Source organism: Microbispora sp. ZYX-F-249 (assembly GCF_039649665.1).
Lineage (GTDB): Bacteria > Actinomycetota > Actinomycetes > Streptosporangiales > Streptosporangiaceae > Microbispora > Microbispora maris.
This window is the reverse complement of record NZ_JBDJAW010000006.1, coordinates 99489-118945: the sequence shown is the minus strand read 5'-3', so window position 1 is coordinate 118945 and position 19457 is coordinate 99489. Positions and strand designations below refer to the sequence as shown.

Below are 19457 nucleotides of genomic sequence, written 5' to 3'. Positions count from 1 at the left end.
CGGACATGTTGCGGACTGGTGTGCGGGTTTGGTCTATGCAGGTCAAACAACTATCTTCCGTGCAGGGTTGCCGTGCGTTCCTGCGTGCGTGCGACGAGAGTCAGACGGGCGGGGAACGGAAGGGGAGTCACGACCTTGCTCCACAATCGAATCAGCAGACTGGCCGCCGCCACCGCGGGCGGTGCCTTGCTCATGGCCGCCGCCGCGTGTGGAGGTGGCAGCGAGAGCACCACGACCGAGGCCTCGGCCGGCGCGTCCTCCGCGCCCGCCGCCGCGCAGACCAAGGTCGGCCTGGCGTACGACATCGGCGGCCGTGGCGACGGTTCCTTCAACGACGCGGCCGCGGCCGGCCTGGACAAGGCCGCGTCGGAGCTCAAGGTCGAGAAGAAGGAGCTGGAGGCGACCGCGGGCGAGACCGACGCCCAGAAGGAGGAGCGGCTGCGGCTGCTCGCCTCCGGGGGTTACAACCCGGTCATCGCGGTGGGCTTCGCCTACTCCGGCTCCGTGGCGAAGGTCGCCAAGGAGTTCCCCGACGTCAAGTTCGCCATCGTGGACGACGACGCCGCGAAGGGCGACAACATCACGAACCTGATGTTCGCCGAGGAGCAGGGGTCGTTCCTGGTCGGCGTCGCGGCGGCGCTCAAGTCCGAGAAGGGCAACGTCGGCTTCGTGGGCGGCGTCGACGTGCCGCTGATCCACAAGTTCGAGGCGGGCTTCGCGGCCGGCGCGAAGGCCGTCAAGCCGGACATCAAGATCCAGAGCAAGTACCTCACCCAGCCCCCGGACTTCGGCGGCTTCGGTGACCCGGCCAAGGGCAAGACGGCCGCGCAGGGCATGTACGACGCCGGTGCGGACGTGGTCTACCAGGCGGCCGGCGGTTCCGGCGCGGGCGTCTTCGAGGCGGCCAAGGCCGCTAAGGCGACGGCCATCGGCGTCGACTCCGACCAGGCGGCGCTCCCGGCGTACGCCGACTTCAAGGACGTGATCATCACCTCGATGATCAAGAAGGTCGACGTGGCGGTCTTCGACTTCCTGAAGAACTACACCACCGGTGCGGTCAAGTCGGGCCCGTCGGTCTACGACCTCAAGGCGGGCGGCGTGGACTACTCCACGACCGGCGGCAAGATCGACGACATCAAGTCGAAGATCGACGAGTACAAGCAGAAGATCATCAACGGCGAGATCACGGTCCCGACGTCCTGACCTGCGTAAAAGAGGGGCCCGGAGGCACCCGCCCCGGGCCCTTTGCTCTACTCTCACTACCACTTGACCGTCACCGGGCACTCCGCCAGGAGGAGGCCGACATTACCGCCGCGACCGCTACGGAACCCGCAGTAGAGCTCACCGGGATCACCAAGAGGTTCCCGGGAGTCGTCGCCAACAGCGACATCCACCTCCGCGTCGCCAAAGGGCACATCCACGCCCTCGTCGGCGAGAACGGCGCGGGGAAGTCAACGCTGATGAAGATCCTGTACGGGATGCAGCGCCCCGACGAGGGAGAGATCCGCGTCGACGGGAAGCCCGTGGGCTTCCACACCCCCGCCGACGCGATCGACGCGGGCATCGGCATGGTCCACCAGCACTTCATGCTGGCCGACAACCTGACCGTGCTGGAGAACGTGGTCCTGGGCAGCGAGCCGCGCCGCGGCGGCGTCGCCCTCGACTTCGCCGCCGCGCGCAAGAAGATCAAGGAGATCTCCGACGCGTACGGGCTGGGCGTACGGCCCGATGTGCCGGTCGAGGACCTGGGCGTCGGGGACCGGCAGCGGGTGGAGATCCTGAAGGTGCTCTACCGGGGCGCCCGCATCCTGATCCTGGACGAGCCGACCGCCGTGCTCGTGCCCCACGAGGTCGAGGAGCTGTTCGACAACCTGCGCGGACTGGTCCGCGAGGGGCTGACGATCCTGTTCATCTCGCACAAGCTGGACGAGGTCCTGCGGGTCGCCGACGAGATCACCGTCATCCGGCGCGGGACCACCGTGGCGACCGTGGATCCCCGGGAGGTGACCTCCCGCAAGCTCGCCGAGCTCATGGTCGGCAGCGAGCTGCCCAGCCCCGAGACCCGCGAGTCGACCGTCACCGACGTCGTCGCCCTGTCCGTACGCGACCTGACCGTGCGCACCGGTGACGGGCGGCCGGTGGTCGAGCACGTGAGCTTCGACATCCGCAAGGGCGAGGTGCTCGGCATCGCGGGCGTCGAGGGCAACGGCCAGGCGGAACTGGTCGAGGCGATCATGGGCATGCGCCCGTGTGAGGTCGCCACGCTCACCCTCGGCGGCGCCGACATCTCCCAGTGGTCGACCCTCAGGCGGCGCGCGGGCGGCATCGGCTACATCCCCGAGGACCGCCACCGGCACGGCCTGCTGCTGGAGTCGCCGCTCTGGGAGAACCGCATCCTCGGTCACCAGACGCGCAAACCCAACGTCAAGGGCCCGTGGATCGACCGCGCCGGCGCGCGGGCCGACACCCGGCGCATCGTCGAGGAGTACGACGTGCGCACCCCCGGCATCGACGTGGACGCGGCCACGCTGTCCGGCGGCAACCAGCAGAAGCTGATCGTCGGGCGGGAGATGAGCGGCGACCCCGTGCTGCTGATCGCCAGCCACCCCACCCGGGGCGTGGACATCGGCGCGCAGGCGGCGATCTGGGACCACCTGCGCACCGCACGCGCCGCCGGCCTGGCCGTGCTGCTCATCTCCGCGGACCTCGACGAGCTGATCGGGCTGTCCGACACGCTCAAGGTGATCCTGCGCGGCAGGATCGTCGCCGACGTCGATCCCGCGAACGTGACGCCCGAGCAACTGGGCTCGGCGATGACCGGCGCCGGGGAGGAAGCGGTATGAACGGGTTTCTCGACCGGATGCTCGGCCGGGTGCGGCTGGGCGGCTGGCTCGCCGTGGCCGCGCCGATCATCGCGGTCGTCTTCGCGGTGCTGATCACCTCGGTGGTCCTGCTCATCGCGGGCAAGGCGCCCGTGGAGGCGTTCACCACGCTCGCGGACTACGGCACCCAGCCGCGGTCGATGGCCATGATCCTCAACACCGGGGTCATGTACTACATCTCCGCGCTCGCGGTGGCCGTCGGGTTCCGGATGAACCTCTTCAACATCGGCGTGGACGGTCAGTACCGCCTCGCGGCCGTGGTCGCCGCCGCCGTCGGCGGCGCCGCCGTGGTGCCCGGGGTGCTCAACATCGTCCTCGTGGTGGTCTCCGCGGTGGTCGTCGGCGCCCTGTGGGCCGCGATCGCCGGACTGCTCCGGGTTTACCGGGGCGTGAGCGAGGTCATCTCGACCATCATGCTGAACGCGATCGCCACCGGCCTCGGGTCGTGGCTGGTCAGCGAGCACTTCGGCGTGCTCACCGGCAACGACCTCGGCACCCGGCCGATCCCCGACGACGCGCACATGCCGGGCATCCCGCTCATCGCGGGCACACCGGTGCTGGTCAACGGGTTCATCGTGGTCGCGGTCCTGCTCGGCGTCGCGTACTGGGTCGTGCTCAACCGCACCCGGTTCGGCTTCGAGCTGCGGGCGACCGGCAAGTCCGAGTCCGCGGCGGTGGCCAGCGGCGTCAGCGTGAAGAGGATGATCGTCGTCACGATGGTCATGTCGGGGGCGGTCGCCGGTCTGATCGGGATGCCGGAGCTGCTCGGCGCCTCCTACAAGTACAGCAACAACTTCCCGACCGATCTCGGCTTCACCGGCATCGCGATCGCCCTGCTCGGGCGCAACAATCCGGTCGGCATGGCGATCGGCGCGCTGCTGTGGAGCTTCCTGTACAACTCCTCCAACCAGCTCCAGTTGCTCGACATCCCCAAGGAGATCGTCCAGATCATGCAGGGCGTGGTCGTGCTCTCCGTGATCATCGCGTACGAGCTGGTCCACCGATACCGGATGGTGGCGGAACAGCGCCGGGTCGGCCGCCAGCTGGCCACGCCGCAGGAGGCGCCGAAGGCGGAGGCGGCGGCATGAGCGAGCGAAGCGGCGAACGCGGCGGGCCGGACGGAATCGAGGAGACGGCATGACGGCGACGGACCTTCCGGTCGACCGCCCGGTCGAGACGCCCCCGGCGCGTCGCTTCCGGCTGTCGGCGCCGGTCCTCCTGCTCGGCCTGGCCGGGCTGGTGGTGCTGCTGTCGGTCGCGCGGCTGGTGACCGGGGCGAACGACATCACCTCGGCGGGCACGGTCAGCGCCGCGCTCGGTCTCGCCGTGCCGATCGGGCTCGCCGGTCTCGGCGGCCTGTGGTCGGAGCGGGCCGGCGTGGTCAACATCGGCCTCGAAGGCATGATGGTGCTCGGCACCTGGTTCGGCGCCTGGGGCGCCCTCCAGTTCCACAGCCCCTGGGCGGGAGTGGTCGCCGGCGCCGTCGGCGGGGCGCTGGGCGCGGTGATCCACGCCGTCGCCACCGTGACCTTCGGCGTCGACCACATCATCTCCGGCGTGGCGATCAACATCGTCGGCGTCGGCTTCACCCAGTACCTCTCCCAGCTCGTCTTCGACGGCATGCCGGGCGGCGGGACGAAGAACTCGCCGCCGCTGCCCAAGATGGGCACGGTGAGCCTGGGCTTCCTCGACGACCCGCTGCGGACCGTCGAGGCCAAGCACTGGTTCGTCCTGTCGGACTTCGCGGGCGTGCTGCGGGGCATCACCCAGGGCGTGTCCTGGTTCACGATCCTGGCGATCCTGCTGATCCCGCTGTCGTTCTACATCCTGTGGCGCACGCCGTTCGGCCTGCGCCTGCGGGCGTGCGGCGAGCGTCCGGTCGCGGCGGAGTCGCTGGGTGTCAACGTCTACCTGTACAAGTGGGCCGCCGTGATCGTCTCCGGCGTGCTCGCCGGGCTCGGCGGCGCGTTCCTGTCGATCGTGGCGGCGGGCATCTACCGGGACGGGCAGACGGGCGGCCGCGGGTACATCGGCCTGGCCGCCATGATCTTCGGCAACTGGCGTCCGGGCGGGCTCGCCGGAGGCGCGGCGCTGTTCGGCTACACCGACGCCCTCCAGCTCCGTCAGGGCGGCATCTCGGTGCACGCGCTGCTGCTGGTCGTCGCGCTGCTGCTCGCCGCCGTGGCGGTCTACCAGCTCGTACGGCAGCGGCGCGGGGTCGCGGCCCTGCTCACCGGGGTCGTGGCGATCGCGGTGTACGTGGTGTTCGCGGCGACGGACACCGTGCCGGAGCAGTTCACGTCGTTCACCCCCCACCTGACCACGCTCCTGGTGCTGTCGCTGGCCTCGCAGCGGCTGCGCATGCCGGCGGCGGACGGCGTCCCGTATCGAAGGGGGCAGGCGAAATGAGCATCGACTGGGAGGCGCTGCGGGTCGCGGCCCGCGAGGCCATGACCCACGCGTACGCGCCGTACTCGAAGTTTCCCGTGGGCGCGGCGGCGCTCGTCGACGACGGCCGGGTCGTGACCGGCTGCAACGTGGAGAACGCGTCGTACGGCGTGGGGCTGTGCGCCGAGTGCGGGCTCGTCTCGGCGCTGTACGCGAGCGGCGGCGGCCGGCTGGTGGCCTTCACCTGTGTGGACGGCCACGGCGAGCTGCTGATGCCGTGCGGCCGCTGCCGCCAGCTGCTGTTCGAGCACGGCGGGCGGGACCTGCTGGTGGAGACGCCTGACGGGCCGATGCGGATGGCCGATTTCCTGCCGTTCGCCTTCGGCCCCGAGGATCTGTCGCGATAAAGGGGGAAGTGTGGGGTTCGACGCGATCGAGGTCATCATCGCCAAGCGCGACCGCGGTGAGCTGTCGACCGCCCAGATCGACTGGGTGATCGACGCGTACACGCGGGGCGAGGTGGCCGACGAGCAGATGTCGGCGCTGCTGATGGCGATCCTGCTCAACGGCATGAACCGCAGGGAGATCGCGGACTGGACCCAGGCCATGATCAGGTCGGGGGAGCGGATGGACTGGTCTTCCCTGGACCGGCCCACCGCCGACAAGCACTCCACCGGAGGGGTCGGCGACAAGATCACCCTGCCGCTGGCCCCGCTCGTCGCCGCCTGCGGCGCGTACGTGCCGCAGTTGTCCGGGCGCGGCCTCGGGCACACCGGCGGCACGCTGGACAAGCTGGAGTCGATCCCCGGCTGGCGGGCGTCCCTGTCGAACGACGAGATGCTCGATGTGATCCGCTCGGCCGGGGCGGTCGTGTGCGCGGCGGGCGCGGGCCTCGCCCCGGCCGACAAGAAGCTCTACGCGCTGCGGGACGTCACCGGCACGGTCGAGTCGATCCCTCTCATCGCGTCCTCGATCATGTCGAAGAAGATCGCCGAGGGCACCGGCTCGCTCGTGCTCGACGTGAAGGCCGGCTCGGGCGCGTTCATGAGGAACGTGGACGACGCCCGCGAGCTGGCCCGGACGATGGTCGAGCTCGGCACCGACGCCGGAGTACGCACGGTCGCCCTGCTGACCGCGATGGACCGGCCGCTCGGTCTCAAGGTCGGCAACGCGCTGGAGGTCGAGGAGTCACTCGAGGTGCTCGCCGGCGGCGGCCCCGCCGACGTGGTGGAGCTCACCGTGCGGCTGGCGCGGGAGATGCTGGAGGCCGCCGGGGTGCCGGACGCCAGGGACCCCGAGGAGGCGCTGAAGGACGGCTCGGCGATGGACGCCTGGCGGCGGATGATCGCCGCGCAGGGCGGCGACCCGGACGCGCCGCTGCCGAAGGCCGCCGAGTCGGCCGTGGTCACCGCTCCCGCCTCGGGCACGCTGCGCACGCTCGACGCGCTCAAGGTCGGCCTGGCGGCCTGGCGCCTCGGGGCCGGGCGGGCCCGCAAGGAGGACCCGGTGTCGGCGGGCGCGGGCGTCGTCCTGCACGCCAAGCCGGGCGATGCCGTACGCGAGGGCACGCCGCTGATGACCCTGTACGCCGACGAGGCCGGCCGGTTCGACCGGGCCCTCCAGGCTCTCGAGGGGGCGTACGAGATCGGTGAGGACGGTGGCGCGGACCTGCTGCCGCTGGTGATCGACCGCATCACGGCCTGAGCGTCGGCGGAGGGCGAGCAGCGCGCGCGTCCGCGTCGCTCGCCGCGAGGGCGTCGCCGAGGGGCGTGCGGTAGTACAGGACCGATCGTCCGGCCCGGCGACGCCGTACGAGACCGGCGTCGAGGAGCACCTTGAGGTGGCGGCCCACCGACCCCAGCCCCTGATCGGTCAGCGCCACGAGGTGCGTCGTGCTCTTCGGCGCGGCGAGCAGCACGAGCACCCGCGCCCGCGCCGGGCCGAGCAGCCTGCCGAGCGCCTCGGGCACCGGCGCACGGCCGGGCTCGGCCAGCGCTCCCGAGCAGGGATAGACCAGGGCGTAGTGCCGGCCCGCCGTCCAGGCGGTCCATGCCTGGCGGGGGGTGACGGGAACGAACATCAGCCTGGCCCCGCCGATCCGCCTCGGCGGGTAGTCGTAGGTGTTGATCTGCAGCCGGTTGCCGCCGAGCCAGCGCATGCCCGTGCGCATGTCGTCCAGGACGGCGGCCCAGCCGCCCTGGCTCATGCGGCCCACGCGGGCGACGATGTCGGCCTCCGCGACCCGACGGCGGCGCGGCCAGTCGGGCAGCACCGTGCGCGTCCACACCCACTCCAACAGGCCGGCCGCGCGTTCGGGCAGGTCGGGACGGCGCAGCTGCTCCGGCAGCGGGCCGCGCAGCGCCACCTCGATGTCGGCGTGCGCGGTCTCGGGCGGCGTCGCGCGGACACGGGCCAGCTCTTCGGCGAAGGCGGGCTCGCCCTCGCCGGTCGGAGCGGGCGTGAGGAAGTCGGCGGTCCAGTTGCGTCCCCGCGCGGCCTTCAGCAGCAGCGCCGTGACCGGGTCGGCGGCCAGGCGGGCCCGGTAGGCGGGCAGGTGCTCGTCGAGCCACTCCCGCTCGCCCGGATGCGCCGCCGACGCCTTCTCCAGCGTCCAGAGGCAGGCGGTGGCCTCGGCGAGCGGGGAGATGACGAACCGGCTCTCCGCGAGTGTGTCGGCGTTGACCAGCCACCAGCCCATGTTTCGCCTCCGCGCGAAACAATACCGGCGGCACATGAAGGTCGTCGAAGCTCCCGTCATGCGCACTTACCGGGACCTCTTCCGTACCCCCGAGTACACGCCGCTGTTCACCGTGACGTCAGCGCAGGTGGCGGCCTCGACCGTGAGCGGCCTGGCGCTCGGCACGCTCGTGTACGGGACGACGCGGTCGCCGCTGCTGTCGGCCCTGAGCATGTTCGGCGGGTCCTTCGCGCAGGTGCTCGGGGCGACCGTGCTGCTGTCGGCCGCCGACCGGCTGCCTCCGCGCGCCGCGCTGACGGGCCTGGCGCTGGTCTTCTCCGCCGGCACGGTCGTGCTCGCGCTACCCGGCCTGCCGCTGTGGGCGGTGTTCGCCGTCGTCCTCGGCATCGGGCTCGCCGCCTCGCTCGGCGGCGGGGTCCGGTTCGGGCTGCTCAACGAGATCCTGCCCAAGGACGGCTATCTGCTCGGCCGATCGGTGCTCGGCATGTCGGTCGGCGTGCAGCAGATCATCGGATTCGTCGCCGGGGGTGCGCTCATGACCGCGTTGTCGCCCCGCGGCACCCTGCTGACGGCGGCGGGGTTGTATCTCGTCGCGGCGATCGTGGCCCGGTGGGGACTCACCGCCCGCCCGCCCCGCGCCCAGGGGCGGCCCTCGCCCGCGCAGACCTGGAGGACCAACCGCGCCCTCTGGTCGTCGGGGGAGCGCCGCCGGCTGTACCTGGCTCTCTGGGTGCCGAACGGCCTGATCGTCGGATGTGAGTCGTTGTACGTCGCCTACGACGCCTCAAACGCGGGGCTGCTGTTCGCCTGCGCCGCCGCCGGGATGCTCACCGGTGACACGCTGATGGGGCGGTTCGTCCCGAAGCGGTGGCGCGAGCGGCTGAGCGCTCCGCTGCGGCTGCTGCTCGCCGTGCCGTACCTGGTCTTCCTCGTCCACCCGTCCCCGCCGGTCGCGGTCGCCGCCGTCGTGCTCGCCTCGGCCGGATACTCGGCCGGCCTGCTGCTCCAGGAACGTCTCATGGCCGTCACCCCGGAGGAGATGAGCGGGCAGGCGCTCGGGCTGCAGTCGTCCGGCGTGCTCACCATGCAGGGGGTCGGCGCGGCGATCGCGGGGGCGGTGGCCCAGGTCACCTCGGCCGCGGCCGCCATGGGCGTGATGGCGGTGGCCTCCGTCGCGGTCACCCTCGCGCTGGCGCCCGGGCTGCGGGCCGGCGCGGCCGTGGAGGCCCGCTCCTCCGCGCCTGCCGGCAGGGCGGCGTGATCGGTCGTACGAGGCGGTATGCCAGGGTTGTCGTGCCGTGCCGGACCGGCCGGACGCGCAGAGGGGAGAGCCATGTCCGATCAGCGGGGTATCCGGCATGTCGAGATCGGCGTCGCCGACCTGGCCCGCTCGCTCGACTTCTACCGGGATCTGCTGGATCTCACCCCCGCCGAGGGGCCGGCCGCAAGCCCGGGTGTCGCCTGGCTGCCGGCGGGGTCCGTGCTGCTCAAGCTGGTCGAGACGGGCGACGGCGATCTCGGCGGCTGGGTGAACGACGACCTCCAGCGCGGCATCCGGCACATCGGCTTCAAGGTCGGCGACGTCGACCTGCGGGCGGAGCGCGTCCGTGACGCCGGCGTGCCCTTCACGCTGCCGCCGCTCGACGCGGTCGGCGGCGTGCGCATCGCGTTCTTCCAGGACCCGGACGGCACCCATCTGGAGATCACCGACAACCACCTCCGGTATCACCGGGTCGCCTCGCCCGAACTCGCCGAGCGGGAACGGCTGGCCGCCCTGGCCAGGCCGCGTACGGCGCCGCCGGTCTTCGACCACGTGGCGGTCACGTCCGCCGATCTCGGCACGGCGCTGGCCTTCTACCGGGACACGCTCGGCTACGAGGTGATCGGCCAGATAACGCAGGACCAGGACCCCCGGGGCTTCCTGATCACCTATCTGCTGGCCGGGGACGCGGTTCTGGAGGTGTTCACGTTCACCGCCCCGACGACCGCGAGCCCGTGGACCCCCGATCCGGGCCGGCACGGCTTCCGGCACATCGCCGTCGCCGTCGAGGATCCGGAGAAGGAGGCGGCGCGGCTTGTGGCCGCCGGGGCGCGCGTCGCGGCGGACGGCCTGCTCGCCGACCCCGACGGTGTCCCCCTCCGCCCCTCCTGACCGTCCGGCGCTTCGGTCAGGAGGCGCTTCCATCAGGCGGGGCGGGGCGCGTCGTCCGGGACGGGAGGCGCGTAGCCGGCGTTCACGAGGTGCGGGAACAGGTGCGCGGACAGGACGGCCCGATGGGTGGGGATCGCCTCCGCGTGCCGCCGCCGGCCTTCCTCGGTGATGTGGACGAACACCCCGCGCCTGTCCGCCTCGCACATCGCGCGGGCGACCAGCCCTTCGCGTTCCAGCCGGGCGATGAGGCGCGACAGCGCGCTCTGGCTCAGGTGTACCTGGCCGGCGAGCTCCTGCACGCGGAACTTGGCCGCCCCCGGCTCCGCGCAGGGCGACTGCGTCTCCACCAGGCGCTCCAGCACCTCGAACTCGCTCACGCCGAGCCCGTGCCTGTCGCTCAGCTCCCGCTCCAGCGCGCACGACACCTCGGAGTACCGGGCGAGCAGTTCGCGCCAGGCCATGACCACGAAGCCGGTGTCGGTGTCGTTCACATGAGACCGCCTTTCTTCGCGCGACCATACCATGCGTACGCAATAGATGCAAACGCATTAATTGCTTGTGCATTGAATGCATGTGCATGTAACTTCCCTTGCCATGACTTCCTCCACTCAGGACGAGCGCTGGGGGGCCCGCCTGTGGGGTGCTCTCACCGTCCTCTGCGCCGTCGTGTTCCTCGACGCCCTCGACGTGTCGATGGTCGGGGTGGCGCTCCCGTCCATCCAGGCTGATCTCGGGATGTCCACCTCGTCACTCCAGTGGGTGGTGAGCGGCTACGTGCTGGGATACGGCGGTCTGCTGCTGCTCGGGGGCCGGACCGCCGATCTGCTCGGGCGCCGCCGGGTGTTCCTGTCGGCCCTGGCCGTCTTCGCGGTCGCCTCGCTGCTCGGCGGGCTGATGAGCGACGGGACGCTGCTGATCGCGGCCCGCTTCGTCAAGGGCGTCAGCGCCGCGTTCACCGCGCCCGCCGCGCTGTCCATCATCACCACGACCTTCGCCGAGGGCCCCGCCCGCAACCGGGCTCTGAGCATCTTCACCGCCTGCGGCGCCAGCGGGTTCTCGCTCGGGCTGGTTCTGTCCGGCCTGCTCACCGAGATCGGATGGCGCTGGACGTTCTTCATGCCGGTGCCTGTCGCGATCATCGCTCTGGCGGCCGGGGCGCGGCTCCTCGATCGGGGCGAGGAGCGCGGCGAGGGCGGCCATGACCTCCTCGGCGCCGCCACCATCACGGCGGCCATGCTTCTCCTGGTCTTCGCCGTGGTGGAGGCGCCCAAGGTGAGCGTGGTGCGCACCGTACTGTCGCTCGCCGGGGCCGCCGCCCTGATCGGGCTGTTCGTCTGGCTGGAGCGCCGGGTTCGGCACCCGCTGGTCCGGCTCGGCATCCTGCGCTCCGCGCCGCTCGTCCGGGCCAACATCGGCTTGGTCATCCTGTTCGGGTCGTACGTCGGCTTCCAGTTCGTGGCGATGCAGTACTTCCAGAACCTGCTGGGCTGGAGCGCCCTGGAGACCGCTCTCGCGTTCCTGCCGTCCGGGCTGCTGGTCGCGGTCAGTTCGACCAAGATGGGCGGGTTCGCCGACCGCTTCGGCACCGCGCGGCTGATCGTGGTGGGCTCGGTGGCGCTGCTCGCGGGGTACGCGATGTTCCTGCGGGTGGATCTCCACCCCGAGCTGCTCACGATGGTGCTGCCGGGCATGGTCCTGCTGGGCATCGCGTTCGCGCTGTCGTTCCCCTCGCTCAACATCCAGGCGACCGCCGGAGTGGACGACGAGGAGCAGGGGCTCGCCTCGGGCCTGCTGAACACCTCCGGCCAGGTCGGCGGAGCAGTGGTGCTGGCGATCGTCACCGCCGTCCTGACCTCGGGGGCGGACGGCGGCGACCCGATCGCCCGGTTCCGTGCCGCGATCGTGGTCTCGGCCGGGTTCGCCCTTGTCGGCCTGGCCGTCGCCCTCACCGGGCTCCGGTTCAGGCGGCAGCCGGTCGAGGCACGGGAGGAACCGGTGCTGGAGATGGTCTGACCCGTCCACCGGTCCGGAGGGGCGTCCCGGTCACCGGGGCGCCCCTTTCCCTTGTCCGCGCAGCGCGGGGGAGGAAGGCGGGCGCGGCGCGGGGACGCGGGGGTCAGCGCAGCGCGCCGGGCACCCACAGGTCGGGCACGCCGCCCGCCTCGTCCGTGTCGATGGGCCTCGCGGCCCCGGTGCGCACGTCGACGGCGTGGAGGGAGTATTCCTCCTCGTACTCGTCCTCGCCGGGCCGCTCCGCCTCGACGATGACTTCGCGGGCGCTCGCCCAGCCGCGTACGGCGACCACGTGCGCGTCCTCGGGAAGCGCCGCCTCATGCCGGGTGAGCACCCGGCCGGTGGCGGTGTCGAGAGTGGCCAGCAGGCCGTGGTCGTCCTCGCGCGGATGGGCGCGCTCGGCCGCCACGGCGACGGTGCGGCCGTCCGGGGAGACGGCGGCGCCGGCCTCGAACAGCGCCGCGTCGATCGGCACGCGGCTCAGCGTCCGCCCGTCCGGCCGCACGCGCAGCAGGACGGTGGTGCTGATCCGGCCGGGAGCCGCGTCGGTGTCCCACGTCGCCGTGCCCGTCACCGTGCCGTCGTCCCCGACCGCCAGGACGCGCATCCGGCGCGGCAGCGTCGAGACCCGGTAGTCGGTGAGGCTCTGCACACGTGGGGCGATCGCTTCGGCGGCCGGGCCGAAATCGGCGGCCATCCACCGTCCGCGGGGTGAGATGACGAGGTGGGAGGCCCCCCGCGACACCTCCTCGATGAGCGGGACCATCCCGGTCCTCTTCGCCGTGGTGTCGAGCAGGTCGAAAACGACGAAGTCGGACGACGCATCGCTGAAGTAGGCCACGCGGTTGCCGTCCCTGCTGATCGCCATGAGGGGCTGCCAGCCGTCGCTGAGATCGGGGGCCACGTCCGCCACGCGCCACTGCTCGCCCGTGGCCGTCACCACCCGCCACTGGTCACAGCCGTTGTCCGCGAACTTCTCGGTGACAGGGTCCCAGTCGTCCCTTGTGCAATATCCCCGGTAGGCGAAGCGTACGGGGCCGGGCAGGGAGGCGGGCAGCGGGCCGGGGATCGTCGCGCTCACGTCCGGGGACGCCGGGGAGCCGGGGGAGCCCGCGTCGCGTGTCGCGCGCTCGGCCAGGCCCGCCGCGGCGAAGGCGAGGGGGACGACGACCAGGGCGGCGAGCGTGACGCTCATGCCGGTGACCAGGGCGCGGCGCCGTGTCCCGCGCAGCCGGCCGGCCCGCGCGGCCTCGGCGGCGAGCGGGAGGGGGTCGAGCGCGGGCATCGCCGCGGACAGGGCGGCCAGCTCCCTGCGCAGCGCGGCTGCCCACGGGTCGTCGTCCCGTTCGTCCGCGAGGGTGCTCCCCGCCGTGGGGGCGGGCACCGACGGCGCCGTGTGCGGCAAGGGCGTGGCGTGGTACGCCGCGGTCCGGTCCGGTGCTGCCGAGCCCTGTCCCGCCTCGTACGGCGGGGCCCAGGGGCCGCGGAAGGAGGCGGCCGCATCCGACGGCGGAGCCCAGGAGGCCGGCGAGGGCCGGACGGTCTGCGACCACGAGATCCGGGCGCCGGGCGAGGAGGGGGCTGTGTCCGACGGCGCCGGCCACGGTGCCGGCCACGAGGCGGGCGAAGGGCCGGTCGCCGCGCCGCCAGCATCGCCGGTGCCGCCGGTGCCGCCGTCCGCGTCCCCGGTTCCGGGGTCCGGCGCCGTCCCGTCGACGAACGAGGCGGGAAGGCGATCGCGGAGCTCGGCGACCGCGAGCACGGTCTCGGTCTTGGCCGGTCCCGCGTCCATCCGGCACAGGCCGGCCGCCTGCCAGGTGGAGTGCCCGTCCTGGAAGCAGGCCACGACCAGGGCGCGCCGGCGCGGCGTCAGCGCGGTCAGCGCGTCCAGGAGAGCCGCCGCGTCCGCGCCGAGGGGGACGGACGGATGCGTGCCGTGCCCGCCTGCGGCCCGGCGGGCTCGCGGGCGCTTCGGGTGGGCCCGATTCAGGTAGGAGCGGTAGAGCGCCTCACGGGCGGCATGGGCGGGGAACGACCAGCGCACGGCGCTCCACCTGGCCGCGACGGCCGAGAGCGCGGTCACCACGAGCGCGCGGGCGGCCGCCGGGTCTCCCGTCAGCGACAGGGCCGTACGGGCGAGCGGCCCGGCCTGGTCGGCGGCGAAGGCGTCGAAGCCCGGCAGATCTCTCACCACGGCTCCCCGTCCACGCGGCGGCGGGCACCGCGTCGTGTCTGGTTCACGTATCACCCGGCCCTGCGGTCCCTCCCGCCCCCGCAGCCGCTCAAGCCTAGTGCGAATGCGGGCAAATGACAGGATTTCGGGGAACGACTGACAGACTGGTCGGCATGGTCAGGAGGATCGACGGCCCCACCCGCATCCCGGTGCCGGGCGGCAAGGTCATTGACGAGTACGTCGGCCGCGTCAACAGCGGCGACGAGCAGGTCTCCATCGCGCACATGGTGGCCCCGCCCGGCTGGGAGGAGCCCGCACAGACCCCGGAGTTCGGTGAGTACACGCTCGTGCTCAAGGGGTCGGTCGTGGTGGAGCACGAGGGCGGCACGACCGTGGTGGAGGCGGGCCAGGCGTTCGTCAGCGAGCCCGGCGAGAAGATCCGCTACAGCTCCGGGCCGTCCGGTGCGGAGTACGTGGCCGTCTGCCTGCCCGCGTTCTCCCCGGATACCGCCAATCGCGAGGAGTGAGAATCGGCAGGTCTCGGCGATCCGAAGCCGCTCGGGCCCTGGCTAGGATTGCCGGACGGACGACCGTGGGGAGGAGGGTGGCATGAGTAAGCTGCCCGATTTGGAGGAGATTCGCAGGGCGCCCAAGGTGCTCCTGCACGACCATCTCGACGGCGGGCTGCGCCCCGGGACGATCGTCGACCTCGCCCGCGAATGCGGCCACACCCTGCCCACGTACGACCCCGGCGAGCTGGCGGTCTGGTTCAGGGACGCCGCGGACTCGGGTTCGCTGGAGCGCTACCTGGAGACGTTCTCGCACACCGTCGGGGTGATGCAGACGCGCGAGGCGCTGGTCAGGGTGGCCGCGGAGTGCGCCGAGGACCTGGCGGACGACGGCGTGATGTACGCCGAGGTGCGGTACGCGCCGGAGCAGCACACCTCCCGGGGCCTGTCGCTGGACCAGGTCGTCGAGGCCGTGCTGGAGGGATTCCGCCTGGGCTCGGCCGGGCCGGACGGCCGGCCGCGGATCAGGGTGGGCACGCTGCTGACGGCCATGCGCCACCAGGCCCGCTCGATGGAGATCGCCGAGCTCGCCGTACGCTACCGGGACCTCGGCGTGGTGGGGTTCGACATCGCCGGCGCCGAGGCCGGCTACCCGCCCACCCGGCACCTGGACGCGTTCGAGTACCTGCAGCGGGAGAACGCCCACTTCACGATCCACGCCGGCGAGGGGTTCGGGCTGCCGTCGATCTGGCAGGCCATCCAGTGGTGCGGCGCCGACCGCCTGGGCCACGGCGTGCGGATCATCGACGACATCACGGTGTCGGACGACGGCGAGGCCAAGCTCGGCAGGCTGGCGGCGTACGTCCGCGACAAGCGGATCCCGCTGGAGATGTGCCCGACGTCGAACCTGCAGACCGGGGCCGCCCCGTCGATCGCCGAGCACCCGATCGGCCTGCTGCGCCGCCTCTACTTCCGTGTGACGGTCAACACCGACAACCGGCTGATGAGCGGGACGAGCGTGTCGCAGGAGTTCGCCAAGCTGGTGGACGCCTTCGGCTACGACTGGGACGACCTGCAGTGGTTCACGGTCAACGCGATGAAGTCGGCCTTCATCCCGTTCGACGAACGGCTCGCGCTGATCAACGGCGTGATCAAGCCGGGGTACGCGCAGATGAAGTGGCGCGCATGAAACCGCAGGTCTACCGGTCCAAGGTGGCCTGGGTCTGCGGCTGGGCCTGGATGCTGTTCGCCGCCTGGAACGTGTGGGACCTGGTCGCCCACGGCAGCATCCCCAGCGCGCTGATCGCGGGCGCGGTGCTGGGCGTCATCACGGCGCTGGTGTTCGTGATGGCGCTGCGGCCCGCCGTCGTCGCCGAGGAGGGCGGCGTCCGTGTGCGCAACGTGCTGCGGAACGCCTACGTCCCCTGGAGCGGCGTGGACGACGTGTCCGTGGCCAGCGCCATCGTGATCGAGTCGGGAGACACCACCGTACGCTGCTGGACGCCCCAGGCGACGGCCCGGGAGCGGGCCAGGGCCGCCGGGCGGGCCGCCAAGGCGGCCAAGTCGGCGAACCGGGCCGAACGGGCGGTGGCCGAGGCCGTCGGCGCCCGCACCCACGCCGATTGGGTGGCCGGCCAGCTCACCGAGATGAGCCGGTCCCGCCGGGAGAGCTCCTCCGGCGAGACCCGCGTCACCTGGTCTCCGTCCGCCCTGGCGGCCGTCGCCGCCGCGCTCGCCCTGGTCGCGGCCGCCTTCGTCGTCTCCTGACCGCGGAGAGGGACCGGCACCGCGGAGAGGGGCCGGCGGCTCCGGGGCGGTCACCGTCTCCCGAAGGGGTCTGAGTGCGTCTGGCGCGAGTGATCGTCGTCGTTGTGCTCGCCGCGCTCGCGAGCGTCTACGTGGTCGCCGGTGCGCCGATCGCGCTGGCGGTGTTCGCCGTGCAGGTCCTCTACCTGCTGAAGGTCAGGACGTGGTGGCTGCTCGCCGCGCAGGCCGTCCTCGTCTACACGGCGAGCGTCCCCGGCGGGGCCTCCACCGGGATCCTCGGCTTCCTGGCCGGTTCGCTGCTGCTGACCAGTGCCCGTCGTGATATCGCGCGCGTGCTCGCGCCGCTCGTGGTGGTGAGCGCGGCGGTGATCGACGCCGCCCGCGGCGGGGCGACGGCCGACGCGACGATCACCGTGGTGCTGGTCTCGCTGGTCGTCTTCGGTCTCACCCGGCTCGTGGAGCGCGCGGGCGAGATGCACGCCGCCCGGCTCTCGCTGGCCGCCGCGGCCGTGGCCGCCGAGCGGCTGCGCCTCGCCGGCGAGCTCAACGACGGCCTCGGGCGGAGCCTCGAAGTGATCGTCGAGGGCGGTCGCCGGGCGCTCGCGGAGCCGCACGACGCGGCCGAGGTGCTGGCCTCGGTGACCGCCACCGCGCGTACGGCGCTGACCGACGCCCGCGCCGCCTCCGCGAACTACCGCGCGACCTCCCTCGCTCCCGAGCTGGTCACGGCGCGGGCGATGCTCGACGCCGCGGGAATCGCCGTGGAGGTGCGCGGCGGCCACACCGAGCCCCTCGGCCCCGGCGGGGCGCTGCTGGCGGGGGTGCTGCGGGAGGCCGTCACCGACGTCGTACGCCGGGGCACCGCCCGGCTGTGCGTCATCGAGACGGGCGAGCAGGGAGACGCGCAGGGAGGCAGGGTGCGGCTGCGCGTCGTCGACGACGGCCACCGCACCGCCGAGGGCGCGGATTTCGACGGCCTCCGGCTGGAGGAGGCGGGCGGCACCCTCACCACCGGTCTGACCCCCGCCGGGCACTTCGTGGTGGAGGCCACCCTTCCCCGCGGCCCGTCCGAGCAGACGGCGTCCGGCGAGGCGGGCGCCGGCGCCGGTGTGCGGGAGAGCCGGGCGGGAAGACGGCGGTGGCTGCCGCCGGAGCCCGCGCACGACTCGTCGTACGCGGTGTCGGTCACGGTGCTGGCGGCCGTTCTCGTGGGCTTCAGCGTCAAGGCGCTGCTCCAGCTCCCCGGCGCACTCGTGCTCCCGGCCGCGGCGTGCCTCGCCGTGATCGTCGTCATGCAGCTCCGCTCCGTCAACGGGCGTCACATGGTGGCGCTCGGGGTGATGGCGGTGCTCACGTACGCGCCCATTCCGGTGTTCGGGCCCGTCTGGCTCGGCGTGGCGGGCTTCCTGGCCGGGCCGGTGCTGCTCGCCTTCCCCTGGCGCGTGGCGTGGCCGGCGGCGGCGGCGATCGTGGCGAGCGTCGCCGGGGCCGGGGTCCTGTTCGGCCTGCCCGCCCCCGTCCTCGCCAACAGCACGATCAGCGCGCTCGTCACCGGGCTCGTGGTCTACGCCCTGCTCCGCCTGGCCCAGATCGTGAAGGAGCTCCAGGCCGCGAGGGAGAGCCTGGCCCGCGCCGCGATCGTCGAGGAGCGTCTGCGCGCCGCCCGCGACCTGCACGACCTGCTCGGGCACTCCCTGGCCGCGATCCTCCTCACCTGTGAGCTGGCCCGCCGCCTGCGAAGCCCCCGGGAGCGGATCGAGGAGATCGTCGCCATGGCGGAGGGCGCGCGGGCGGACCTGCGGTCCGTCTCGGGCGAGCAGAGGGAGCTGTCCCTGGCGGCGGAGGTGGAGTCGGCGCGCACGGTGCTGTCGGCCGCCGGGATCCGGGTGACCGTGGAGCCGATCGAGCCGGACCTGCCCGCCGAGGTCGAGACCGTGCTGGGCACCGTGCTCAGGGAGGCCGTGACGAACGTGCTCAGGCACAGCGAGGCCCGCCACTGCGCGATCACGATGCGCGCCGACGAGAACGGGCTGCGGCTGCGGGTGCGCAACGACGGCGTCCGGCCGGGGGAGAGGCGGCGGGGGTCGTCCGGCATCGGCAACCTGACCACCCGCCTCGCCGCCCTGGACGGCCGGCTGACCTCACGCGTCGACGGCGACCGGTTCACGCTCGACGCGTGCGTGCCGCATCCCGCCCCGGTGGCCGCGCGAGCCTAGTGCCCCTCCTCTTTGCCCCGTCGCGCAGATCCTGCCGGTCGCGGCACTAGATCCAGCCGGCTTCGGTGGCGATGCGCACGGCGTCGGTCCGGTTGCGGGCGTTGAGCTTGGTGACGATCCCGGTGAGGTAGTTGCGCACGGTGCCCGCAGCCAGGTGGAGCCGCCCGGCGATGTCCGCGGCGTCCGCGCCGGAGGCTGCCAGGCGGAGCACGTCCGCCTCACGCGGGGTGAGCGGGTTGTCCGACAGGTCCCAGGCGGTGACCGCGAGCGAGGGGTCGAGCACCCGTTCGCCGGCCGCGACCTTGCGGATGGCGGCCACGAGTTCGTCCGGCGGCGCCGTCTTCAGCACGTATCCGGCGACACCGGCGCCGAGGGCGCGGCGCAGGTGCCCCGGCTTGCCGTACGCGGTCAGCATCAGGGCGCGGCAGGCGGGCAGGCGCGTGCGGAGCTCGGCCGCGGCCGCCAGGCCGTCCAGTCTGCCGGGCATGTCGATGTCGAGGACCGCGACGTCGGGGCGGTGGACCAGCGCGGCGGCCAGGGCGGCCTCTCCGGACTCCGCGGTCGCGACGACTTCCAGGTCCTCCTCCAGCCCGAGCAGGGCCGCCAGGGCGCTCCTGATCACGTGCTGGTCCTCGGCAAGGAGTACGCGAATCACGCGG

Annotated in this window: 17 protein-coding genes; 13 read left to right on the top strand and 4 right to left on the bottom strand. The window is 72.7% G+C overall.

Annotated elements, in window-relative coordinates; genetic code table 11:
- Window positions 1–135: 135 nt before the first annotated feature.
- From AAH991_RS10120 to AAH991_RS10095, 6 genes are all read left to right on the top strand, one after another.
- Window positions 136–1203 (top strand): BMP family lipoprotein, encoded by a 1068-nt coding sequence (locus AAH991_RS10120; RefSeq protein WP_346225505.1) that lies wholly within the window; start codon window positions 136–138, stop codon window positions 1201–1203.
- A 101-nt stretch (window positions 1204–1304) separates the two neighbouring features.
- On the top strand, window positions 1305–2843 hold the full coding sequence (locus tag AAH991_RS10115) for an ABC transporter ATP-binding protein (protein WP_346225647.1): 1539 nt from the start codon (window positions 1305–1307) through the stop codon (window positions 2841–2843).
- Window positions 2840–3970, top strand: a complete 1131-nt coding sequence (locus AAH991_RS10110; RefSeq protein ID WP_346225504.1) for an ABC transporter permease — start codon at window positions 2840–2842, stop codon at window positions 3968–3970. The genes AAH991_RS10115 and AAH991_RS10110 overlap by 4 nt, the downstream gene beginning before the upstream one ends.
- Window positions 3971–4019: 49 nt before the next feature.
- Window positions 4020–5291: an ABC transporter permease gene (locus AAH991_RS10105; RefSeq protein WP_346225503.1), complete on the top strand. Its 1272-nt coding sequence runs from the start codon at window positions 4020–4022 to the stop codon at window positions 5289–5291.
- Window positions 5288–5677 carry a cytidine deaminase gene (locus tag AAH991_RS10100; RefSeq protein WP_346225502.1) on the top strand — a complete coding sequence of 130 codons (390 nt, stop codon included), beginning with the start codon at window positions 5288–5290 and terminating at the stop codon, window positions 5675–5677. Before AAH991_RS10105 ends, AAH991_RS10100 begins: the two co-directional genes overlap by 4 nt.
- Window positions 5678–5687: 10 nt before the next feature.
- Complete coding sequence (locus tag AAH991_RS10095; RefSeq protein ID WP_346225501.1) at window positions 5688–6974, top strand: thymidine phosphorylase; 1287 nt, start codon at window positions 5688–5690, stop codon at window positions 6972–6974.
- Here the strand turns inward: AAH991_RS10095 and AAH991_RS10090 are convergent.
- Window positions 6964–7968 carry an ArsR/SmtB family transcription factor gene (locus AAH991_RS10090; protein ID WP_346225500.1) on the bottom strand — a complete coding sequence of 335 codons (1005 nt, stop codon included), beginning with the start codon at window positions 7966–7968 and terminating at the stop codon, window positions 6964–6966. The two genes, AAH991_RS10095 and AAH991_RS10090, sit on opposite strands and share 11 nt — an antisense overlap.
- A 58-nt stretch (window positions 7969–8026) precedes the next feature.
- Here AAH991_RS10090 and AAH991_RS10085 point away from each other — a divergent pair, with 58 nt between their 5' ends.
- Window positions 8027–9229, top strand: coding sequence for an MFS transporter (locus AAH991_RS10085; protein ID WP_346225499.1), 1203 nt, complete (start codon window positions 8027–8029; stop codon window positions 9227–9229).
- A 72-nt stretch (window positions 9230–9301) separates the two neighbouring features.
- On the top strand, window positions 9302–10120 hold the full coding sequence (locus AAH991_RS10080; RefSeq protein ID WP_346225498.1) for a VOC family protein: 819 nt from the start codon (window positions 9302–9304) through the stop codon (window positions 10118–10120).
- Window positions 10121–10152: 32 nt separating this feature from the next.
- On the opposite strand, the gene AAH991_RS10075 is transcribed toward AAH991_RS10080, so the two are convergent.
- Window positions 10153–10611 (bottom strand): MarR family winged helix-turn-helix transcriptional regulator, encoded by a 459-nt coding sequence (locus tag AAH991_RS10075; protein ID WP_346225497.1) that lies wholly within the window; start codon window positions 10609–10611, stop codon window positions 10153–10155.
- A 103-nt stretch (window positions 10612–10714) separates the two neighbouring features.
- On the opposite strand from AAH991_RS10075, the gene AAH991_RS10070 reads away from it, so the two are divergent.
- Complete coding sequence (locus AAH991_RS10070) at window positions 10715–12133, top strand: MFS transporter (RefSeq protein ID WP_346225496.1); 1419 nt, start codon at window positions 10715–10717, stop codon at window positions 12131–12133.
- 103 nt (window positions 12134–12236) lie between these two features.
- On the opposite strand, the gene AAH991_RS10065 is transcribed toward AAH991_RS10070, so the two are convergent.
- Entirely contained in the window at window positions 12237–14324 is a 2088-nt protein-coding gene (locus tag AAH991_RS10065) for a hypothetical protein (protein ID WP_346225495.1), read from the bottom strand.
- A gap of 155 nt (window positions 14325–14479) precedes the next feature.
- On the opposite strand from AAH991_RS10065, the gene AAH991_RS10060 reads away from it, so the two are divergent.
- The 4 genes from AAH991_RS10060 (at window position 14480) to AAH991_RS10045 (ending at window position 18798) form a co-directional block, all read left to right on the top strand.
- Entirely contained in the window at window positions 14480–14833 is a 354-nt protein-coding gene (locus tag AAH991_RS10060) for a cupin domain-containing protein (protein WP_346225494.1), read from the top strand.
- An 82-nt stretch (window positions 14834–14915) separates the two neighbouring features.
- Window positions 14916–16004, top strand: a complete 1089-nt coding sequence (locus tag AAH991_RS10055) for an adenosine deaminase (RefSeq protein ID WP_346225493.1) — start codon at window positions 14916–14918, stop codon at window positions 16002–16004.
- Window positions 16001–16582: a PH domain-containing protein gene (locus tag AAH991_RS10050; RefSeq protein ID WP_346225492.1), complete on the top strand. Its 582-nt coding sequence runs from the start codon at window positions 16001–16003 to the stop codon at window positions 16580–16582. Before AAH991_RS10055 ends, AAH991_RS10050 begins: the two co-directional genes overlap by 4 nt.
- 74 nt (window positions 16583–16656) lie before the next feature.
- Window positions 16657–18798: a sensor histidine kinase gene (locus tag AAH991_RS10045; protein ID WP_346225491.1), complete on the top strand. Its 2142-nt coding sequence runs from the start codon at window positions 16657–16659 to the stop codon at window positions 18796–18798.
- A 46-nt stretch (window positions 18799–18844) separates the two neighbouring features.
- Here the strand turns inward: AAH991_RS10045 and AAH991_RS10040 are convergent, their stop codons facing one another.
- Complete coding sequence (locus AAH991_RS10040) at window positions 18845–19453, bottom strand: response regulator transcription factor (protein WP_346225490.1); 609 nt, start codon at window positions 19451–19453, stop codon at window positions 18845–18847.
- Window positions 19454–19457 lie beyond the last annotated feature (4 nt).